General features: G+C 71.2%; 3 protein-coding genes. All 3 read right to left on the reverse strand.

What is annotated here, in order from left to right; translation table 11 throughout:
• Nucleotides 1–205 precede the first annotated feature (205 nt).
• Complete coding sequence (locus VFO68_RS16775) at nucleotides 206–574, reverse strand: hypothetical protein (RefSeq protein ID WP_325159232.1); 369 nt, start codon at nucleotides 572–574, stop codon at nucleotides 206–208.
• An 89-nt stretch (nucleotides 575–663) separates the two neighbouring features.
• Nucleotides 664–2,268 carry an FAD-dependent monooxygenase gene (locus VFO68_RS16780; RefSeq protein WP_325159233.1) on the reverse strand — a complete coding sequence of 535 codons (1,605 nt, stop codon included), beginning with the start codon at nucleotides 2,266–2,268 and terminating at the stop codon, nucleotides 664–666.
• A gap of 80 nt (nucleotides 2,269–2,348) precedes the next feature.
• Nucleotides 2,349–4,724: a ricin-type beta-trefoil lectin domain protein gene (locus VFO68_RS16785; protein WP_325159234.1), complete on the reverse strand. Its 2,376-nt coding sequence runs from the start codon at nucleotides 4,722–4,724 to the stop codon at nucleotides 2,349–2,351.
• Nucleotides 4,725–4,814 lie beyond the last annotated feature (90 nt).

The following is a 4,814-nucleotide window of genomic DNA, read 5'->3' on the forward strand; positions in this document are numbered from 1 at the left end:
GGCCCGGCTCGAGCAGCAGCATGGCGAGCACACAGCGCCGCTGAACGCCGCCGAGGGCCACCCGCCGGCCGGCGTGCCATGCCTCCACCGGTCCCAGCACCGCGAACTCCATGGCCGGCATTCGGGGCCGCACGGACCCCGGATGCCGGCCAATCGGGCATCAGTCGGTCACGGTTCAGTCGGTCGCGGTTCAGTCGGTCACTGTTCAGTCGGTGACGGTGTAGTTGGTCACCCAGGCGCCGTTTCGGCACCACAGGCTGAAGCCCTGCGCGGCCGGACCCGCCACCTGGCGGAAGTAGACCCGCCCGTCGGAGCATTCGATGGCCGCCGTGACCGTGATGCCCGCCCCGACCTCACAGTAGAAGTCCACGCCGCCGCCGTTGGCCCACGGGGAGTCGGAACACTGCCAGACGCCCGGCGGGGGAATGCGCACGATGGGCGCGGGCGCCAGGATCGGCCCGTCGTCGGCCGGCGCCGCCGAGGCGAGACCCGGCGCGGCCACCGCGCCCGCCACGATCGCGAGTCCCACCAGGGTGGTCTTCGCGGCTCTGACCAGAGTTGCCCGAACAGCCATGGGAACCATCTCCTCTATCGGGGCTGGCTGACGAACACACCCTGTGCCGCGGTGTTGACAATGCGTTGACAACGCGTTGACAGCCGGGCCTACCTGGCCAGGACCGCCGACAGGACCCGCTTGAGCTCCTCGTCGGGCGCGGTGCCGGGATGCGCGCCGCGCCAGGCGATCACCCGGTCCGGGCGGACCAGGACGGCGCCCGACGGCGGGAGTCCGAGCGCGGCGGGGAACGCGCCGGCGCGGTCGACCAGCGGCCCGACCAGGTGCGCGGTCAGCGGCAGGTCCAGCGCGTCGGCGACCGCGGCGGCGGCCCGGCACCACGCCTCGCCCTCCGGGCCGGCGAGCACCGTGAAACCCGGGCCGACCAGGTCGAGTGTGGAGCCGGTGGCCCCGTCCAGCGTGACCGGCAGGTGCGGGAGCCGGGCGCCGACCCGGCCGGTGGGCTGGCGCGGATCATCGAGCTCCGGCGGGTCCTCGGGCTGCGGCGCGACGGCCGCCGAGGAGTACAGCGCGCCCAGCTCGATCGACGGATCGTCCACCGGGCCGGCCAGACCGTCGTCCGACAGCGACGGATCGACCCGCAGCACGTACCGGGTGTAGGCCTGCTCGGTGGTGATCCGGCCGATCGGGGCGCGCTCGGCCTCGTAGCTGTCCAGCAGCGCAGGCCCGGCGACGCCGTCCAGCACCATGGCGAGCTTCCAGGCCAGGTTGTGCGCGTCGGCGACGCCTGCGTTGCCGCCGAACCCGCCGGTGGGCGGCATGACGTGCGCGGCGTCCCCGGCCAGGAACACCCGGCCGTCGCGGTAGCGCGCGGCGTAGGCGGCGGTGGCGTCCCACCGCTGCACGTTGTCGATCTCCACCGGCAGGTCGGAGACCCCGAGCGCGGTGCGCACCAGGCCGGCGCACCGCTCCGCGCTCAGGTCCCGGCCCACCTGCCGGTCCTGGGTGCCGTCCGGCCGGGTGGTGGAGAACACCGCCAGGAACCCGGAGTCCGAGGTGATGGCGAACCGGAAGAAGCCCAGCAGTTCCGGGTGGTTGACGTAGACCACGCTGAGGTTGCGCTCGCCGATCAGGTCCTTCACGTTGGCCTTGAAGTAGATCGTGACGCAGTCGGCGAAGGCGCCCCAGCCGAGCAGGTCGATGCCCAGCCGCTGCCGGACCGCGCTGTGCGCGCCGTCGGCGGCGATCAGGTACTGGGCCAGCACGGTTCGCTCCGGGCCGCCGGCCCGGGGCCGCAGCACGCAGGACACACCGTCGGCGCGCTGTTCGAAGCCGGCCAGTTCGGTGCCGAAGTGGTGCCGGGCCCCGAGTTCCGCGGCCCGTCTGCGGAGCACGGGTTCCAGGCCGACCTGGGTGATGAACACCCGCGTGCCCGGGCTGAGGTGCTCCACCCCGTCGTTGACCGAACGGAAGAAGTACTTGAGTTCCCTGCCCGCCAGGCTTTCCACCGCCACGATCGCGCCGTTCTGCACGAACTCCCGCTCGGCGGCGGCCTCGACCTCCTCCTGCAGCCCGACCTCGCGGAAGATCTCCATGGTGCGCTGGTGGAACATGGCGGCGCGCGGGTGGATGGCGGTGCCCGGGTGGCGTTCCACCAGAACGTGGTCGACGCCGCGGGCGGCCAGCAGCATCGAGGCGGACAGTCCGACCAGGCTGCCACCGGCGATCAGGACCGGAACTCGCTCAGCATCCATCAGGCTTCCTTCCGATGATTCGGAGAAGGGGTGTCCTGCTGTGTGGGCGAGCTACCGATTCTAGGGGATGATCATGATCATCAGGACCGGCTCCACTGCTGGTTCGCCGCCCCGGTGCAGGTGGCGATGACGACCGTCGTTCCGTTCGCGGTGGCACCGCCGCTCGGCGCCAGGCACAGCGTGGACTGGCGGCCGACCAGCGTGCCGTTGGCGGCCAGGGTCCACTTCTGGTTGGTGCCGCCGTTGCAGTCCCAGATGCTCACCGCCGAGCCCGGCGCGGTGGCCTGGTTGAGCACGTCGAGGCACTTGCTGTCGAAGACCCGCAGTTCGTCGCTCGCGGTGCCGGTCCAGCGCTGGTTGCTGCCGCCGTTGCAGTCCCAGATGATCACCTGGGCGCCGTTGGCCTGGCTGCCGCCGCTGACGTCCAGGCAGCGGTTGGCCGCGACGTTGCGCAGCGGTCCGCTGACGGCCGGCGGCGGAGTCTGCCCGGTGATGCTGAGGTTGTCGAACTGGACGTGGTAGTTCCAGCCGGAGGCGAACCCGACCTGTCCGAACGGGAACGTCGCGTCGGTCACCGTGCCGACGGTGCTGCCGTCGATCCGGGCGGCGATGGTGTTGCCGTTGAACGCCAACGAGATCGTGTGCCAGGTGTTGGTGCCCAGGGCCGGCGCCGTGCCGCTGGCCAGCGTGGTCACCTGGGCGGAGGTGTTGGTGCGGCGGATGGACCAGGCGCCGGTGTTGCTCACCCGCAGCCGGTAGGAGTTCAGCCCCGGCGGGTTGAACGCGGCCTGGGTGCCGACCCGGCCGAGCAGTTCGACGAAGCCGGCGGACTCCAGCAGCACGTCGGTGCTGACCGTGTAGGTGGCCCAGTTGACGTCGCCGAGCAACGTGTAGGCGTCCGACAACGTGGACCAGGTGATCGGCGCGCGCGGCGCCATCTGGCGCACGCACCGGCCGGCTCGCCCGGCCGCGCAGTTGGTGGTCTCGAACGAGCCCTGCAGGTCGGCCAGGTATCGGGCCTCGCGGCCGGCCGGGTAGCCGTCGTAGTTGTCGCTGTAGGGCAGCGCGAACGACGCCGGCGCCGGTCCGGTCGCGGTGCCCTTGCCGCCGCCGGTGGTGGTGGTCAGCGTGTAGAGCCGGCCGGGTTGCAGGGTGATCGTGTAGGTGGACCCGGACGGGGTGAGGTCGGCGCCGCGCACCAGCTGGTCGTTGGGGTTGCTGGAGTTCAGGTTGGTCGACCAGACCCGGACGGCGCCGGTGGTCAGCCCGCCGGTGAGGGTGAAGGTGAACGGCTCGGCGGCGGTGGCGCCGGTGGTCTCGATCACCGTGCTCCACGCCCCGGTGGTGTTCGAGCGCAGGGTGACGTAGCTGCCGATGTTGCGGTTGCCGGACAGGAAACCGCTCGCGGAGTCGAGGTAGCGCCAGCCGGGCGCGGTGAACTGGGTGGTGTGCGCCATCACCCAGGCGTTGCGGCCGACCGAGTAGGCGCCCGACCACGGCTGCGGGGCGAGCGCGACGCCCATGGTGGGGAACGGCAGGTTGGGGTAGACGGCGGCGATGACCGGCCAGTTGATGTAGGCGGTCATCCGGCCGTCGATGTAGTCCCGGTTGATGCCCCGGGCCAGGGCGGCGCCGCCCGCGTTGTAGTCGTCGGAGCCGTTCTCGCTGGCCCACAACGGTTTTCCGGTGGCCAAAGCGTTGGCCGAACTGGGGCAGTTGGTCTGCGCGCTGCGGTAGCCGCACACGTAGTGCACACCGAGCACGTCGACGGCGTTGCGGAACGCGGTGTTGTTGACGGCGTCGTCGGCGACCGACCAGCCGGACGAGTCGTCCGACGCGACGATCCGCACGTTGCCGAAACCGTTGGCGTCCAACGCGTTGTTCAGGTTGACGTACCAGTTCAGGTCGCGGCCGCGCTCGTTCCAGCCGCCCAGGTAGTCGATGGTCAGGCCGTCCTGGCCGGCGCAGCGCAGCCAGGCGACCAGGTAGTTGATCATGTCGGTGGACCAGAAGTTCCCGTTGCCGATCCATCCGGGCGCGCCCCAGGACAGGCCGGCCAGCCTGATGTTGGGGTTACGCGCCTTGGCCTGCTCCATCAGCCACCACTCGTAGCCCCGGTTGCAGTCCAGGTCGCTCGCCGAGTGCTGGTGGCTCGGCTCGGCGCCGCTGGTGGAGTAGGTGTCGCCGCCGATCTCCACCTTGAGCAGCTGCATGGCCGCGCCGAAGTTCGGCCGGAACAGGTAGTCCAGGAGCTGGGTGCGCTGCGGCTCGGGATAGTCGATGAGCAGCCGGCTGTTGCCGCCGCCACCGCTCACCGCGCCGATCCCGTCGAAGGTCCGGCCGGCGGCGGTGCCGTTGATGGTGATCGTGGTCGCGGCGCTGGCCGTCGGGACCGGGATGGCGACCGCGACGGCGGTCAGGGCGACTACGGCGGTCAGGGCGATGCATCGGCGCACGGTGACCCTCCACGTCCGGCATTTCGAACAGTGTTCGGTGCGGGAATATCAGGACCGTAATCGGCCGAACGCGTTGTGGGACACCGCCAA

It is taken from the genome of Actinophytocola sp. (assembly GCF_035712165.1).
In the GTDB taxonomy this organism is placed as follows: Bacteria; Actinomycetota; Actinomycetes; order Mycobacteriales; family Pseudonocardiaceae; genus DASYTH01.